Consider the following 3,235-nt stretch of genomic DNA (forward strand, 5'->3'; position numbering starts at 1 on the left):
TAAGAGCACACGCCGCATCACCCGGCGCACAACTCACCACCGGTACAGCTGCCCCTTGGCGGCGGCGGTATCGCGGCGGAGCCGGGCCAGGACCTGGGCGACCGTGTTCATCGCCGTGGCGGCGGCCGGTGCGCGCCGCGCAGGGCGAGCGCGGTGGTCTCCATCGCCTCGACCGCCTCGTCGGCGGCGGCCGCGTTCCAGCTCCACACACGTTCCGGAGCGGTAGGCAGGTCGGAATGCCGCGCAGGACGCACGCTGCTTGGCCACCACCTGGCCGTGGCAGGGTGCGCAGGCGGGCGACGGACCGTACGAGCCTCAGGCGCGCGCGTCGGGGCTGCCGTAGATCACGCAGTTCACGAGGGCATCGTGGCGGAGGGGTCTGGCATCGAGTCGACCCACCACGGGGCGGTGGTGGGGCGGGGTCTCAGTGTCGCAGTGGGATGTGACAGCTCATGGCTCGGTCTCTCGCGGCTCGGGCGTCCGTGTCAGCAGGCGTCGTACTTCCAGGCGCCGCCCTGCCACGTCCACGGTTGCTGAGTCTGGTCGAATTTGGGCAGGCCCTTCACCTTGTACGAGACGCGGCCCATGTCCCCGGAGACAGTGGCGTGCACGTCCGTCGCCGGGTGGTCGGGCCCGTAGTCTTTCGCGGCCTGCTTCACGGTGGCCGCGTACATGGTCGGGTCCGCCTTGGCGCGGCAGCGTTTCGACAGGAAGGCATACGCGCTCTTCCCTACCCCTGCGAAGTACAGGTCCGTGTACGTGCTGGCGACGCGCTCCAGCTCGACCGCGTCGCCGGCCGCGGGGGCGGTGGTGGTGGGCTCGGCGGCCTGGCTGCTGGCAGTGGTGACCGGAGTGCTCGGCTTGGCGTCGTCGTCGCTGGACGACGAGGAGCAGCCGGCGAGCGCCAGCAGGCAGGTGGTGGCGAGCGTGACGGTGGCGCGGGTGCGCATGTGTCCCCCCATGGACGGTGCGGCCTGAGGGACATCGTGCCATGGCGGGCATGGGTGAGGCTCGCGCCCGGCGGATTGCCGTGTCCAGAACGAGTCCGCGGGTGGTCCCACTGCGCCAGCAAAGGTTGCGGGACTGGAACGAGGCCGGTGTCTGGCAACGCTTGCATGAGGTCCTGCTGGCCGAGCTATACGCGGCCTCCCGGCTGGACTGGTCCCGCTGGGTGGTCGATTCCTCGCACGTCAGGGCGCTAAAAGGGGGAGCCAGACGGGCCCGTCGCCGGTCGACCGTGGACGGGCTGGCTCTCATCACCGACGGCTATGGCAGTCTGCTCGCGGTCCTGTTGACCGGCGGCAACCGCAACGACGTCACCCAGCTCCTGCCCCTGATCGACGCGGTCCCGCCCGTCCGTGGCCGCGTCGGACGGCCGCGCCGCAAGCCCGACTCGCTGTTCGCGGACCGCTGCTATGACCATGGCGTCTACCGTGATCAGGTCCGAGCTCGTGGCATCGTCCCGGCGATCGCCCGGCGAGGAACACGGCATGGTACTGGCCTGGGCACCTACCGCTGGGTGGTCGAGAGGACGTTTGCCTGGTTGCACGGCTTCCGGCGCCTGCGCATCCCTTGGGAACGCAGGGCCGACATGCACGAAGCTCTCCTCAAACTCGCCTGCTGCCTCATCACCCACCGACAGCTCAGGGCATTGCGCTGAACCTCGAGGCAGGGTTGCCGGGCGCACCGTCGATGTCTGCGGCCCGTGCCATGATCCGGCCTTATGAGTGACCGTTCGCTTTCGCCCACCTGGCTGGCCTCGTGGGCGAGCAGGGTCTCGGAGGCCCTGAAGGCAATGACAGACGAGTTCGAGCGCCGGCACGGCTTTCCCCTCGGAGCCAATAGGGTCCGGCTGGCCGACCGCGCCGACCAGGCCGCGGCGCGCACGCTTGCCCAGGCCGGCATCGGCCCTGGCGACCTGGTCACCTTCTACGACAACATCGGCGACGTCACCTGGGCGGACGTCGGCAACGGCTACTTCGTCGACCCGGCGGGTGATGTCCTTCTACGGTTCAAGCAGTACGGCGCTGTCGATGTAGACGCGGACAAGAAGGCCGGTGGCCTGGTCATCGGCTCGAACGGCGGCGGCCTGTCCTACGTCGCTAGCCCTGGCGGAGTGATCTACCGGACGCGAACGGCGTCGCTGGACGAACCCGAGTTCGACCAGGTGGCCGACGACCTGAGGCACTTTCTCGAGCTGCTGGAGCGATCCCTGAAACGGTTCGTCGCCAACGGCGAGCCGGGATGCCTGTCGCTACGTCCTCAGCACTTCATTGTGTTAGCCGCCGTTAACGCGGATCGTGCGCCATCGATGCCTGACCGATGAGGAAGGGCTGACCTGGCGCTTATCCGGATAGTTCGGCCCGCCATTGCCGTGGCCACTCACCGGATGGCGGCGGATCTCCCGCTATGCCGAGGTCACGCCGCGCGCTCGCGTAGAAAGCATCACGCGCCGCGCTCGCCAGCCGGTGGGCCTTGGTCCACTTGGCGGTGTCGACTGGGCCCTCCCGTACGAGCAGCTCAATAGTCCAGATCGTCTCGTGCCAGCGCCGCGCCGCCCCGATCGTTGCCGCGTCTCCGACGAGCAGGACAGACTCCCATTCCGTCGCACGGCGGGACTCCGCATCGGCCAGCAGCGGTAGACCGTCGGCCGGCTGCAACGGATCGGCCACGTCCGCGAATCCGAGACTTGCACCAATGCGTTGGGCGACACGAAGCTGCGCCTTGAGGGCGTTGGCATATCGGCCGTACGTCTCGAAGCGTTTCTCGTCCCACCGCTCCTCCCGTTGCCGCCTCCACTGCCGATGCTCGGTCAGGCTCTGCACGGCGTACGAGCCGAGCGAACCGACCACGACGCCTATCAGAGCGGGCAGTTGATCGCTGAGCGCCACAGTTCCTCCCCGGTCGGTTCTCTGATGCCGCATGCGCGTCGCTCCATGGCTAGCAAGCTCTACCCACCTTTGCCGTGGAGCACATCTGCTCGGGGATGCCCAACGGCAGGTTTGTAGCCGGTAGATGGACGCCGCGCCGCCCCAGGGCGGACGACCTGGAGATGGGGCGAGCGCGTTGGGAGCGGTGTCTCGTGCTACAAACGTCACCGCCGGCCCGGACGGCGCGATGACCGACGAGAGGTCGGCGTCATCACTGGCAACCTCGCGGGCTGGCGAAGCTTCTGGAGGCGCTCCGGGCGCACGACGCCCGCGTCGTCGAGGCACTCGCCGAACCCCAGGCCCCC

General features: G+C 68.8%; 4 protein-coding genes. 2 read left to right on the top strand and 2 right to left on the bottom strand.

The window, feature by feature from the left end:
• Positions 1 to 485 precede the first annotated feature (485 nt).
• Positions 486 to 950 carry a hypothetical protein gene (locus AQJ66_RS39140; protein ID WP_061929110.1) on the bottom strand — a complete coding sequence of 155 codons (465 nt, stop codon included), beginning with the start codon at positions 948 to 950 and terminating at the stop codon, positions 486 to 488.
• Between the two features lie 41 nt (positions 951 to 991).
• Between AQJ66_RS39140 and AQJ66_RS37950 the strand changes: the two genes are divergently transcribed.
• Together AQJ66_RS37950 and AQJ66_RS32525 are read left to right on the top strand one after the other, a co-directional pair.
• Positions 992 to 1,660 (top strand): IS5 family transposase, encoded by a 669-nt coding sequence (locus tag AQJ66_RS37950; RefSeq protein WP_079060554.1) that lies wholly within the window; start codon positions 992 to 994, stop codon positions 1,658 to 1,660.
• Between the two features lie 63 nt (positions 1,661 to 1,723).
• Positions 1,724 to 2,326 carry an SMI1/KNR4 family protein gene (locus AQJ66_RS32525; RefSeq protein WP_244163001.1) on the top strand — a complete coding sequence of 201 codons (603 nt, stop codon included), beginning with the start codon at positions 1,724 to 1,726 and terminating at the stop codon, positions 2,324 to 2,326.
• 19 nt (positions 2,327 to 2,345) lie between these two features.
• Here the strand turns inward: AQJ66_RS32525 and AQJ66_RS32530 are convergent, their stop codons facing one another.
• The gene (locus AQJ66_RS32530; protein ID WP_244163002.1) at positions 2,346 to 2,891 is read right to left on the bottom strand and encodes a hypothetical protein; all 546 of its coding nucleotides are present in this window, start codon (positions 2,889 to 2,891) and stop codon (positions 2,346 to 2,348) included.
• Positions 2,892 to 3,235: the final 344 nt, after the last annotated feature.

Origin of the sequence: Streptomyces bungoensis, from assembly GCF_001514215.1 — a bacterium.
Classification (GTDB): domain Bacteria; phylum Actinomycetota; class Actinomycetes; order Streptomycetales; family Streptomycetaceae; genus Streptomyces; species Streptomyces bungoensis.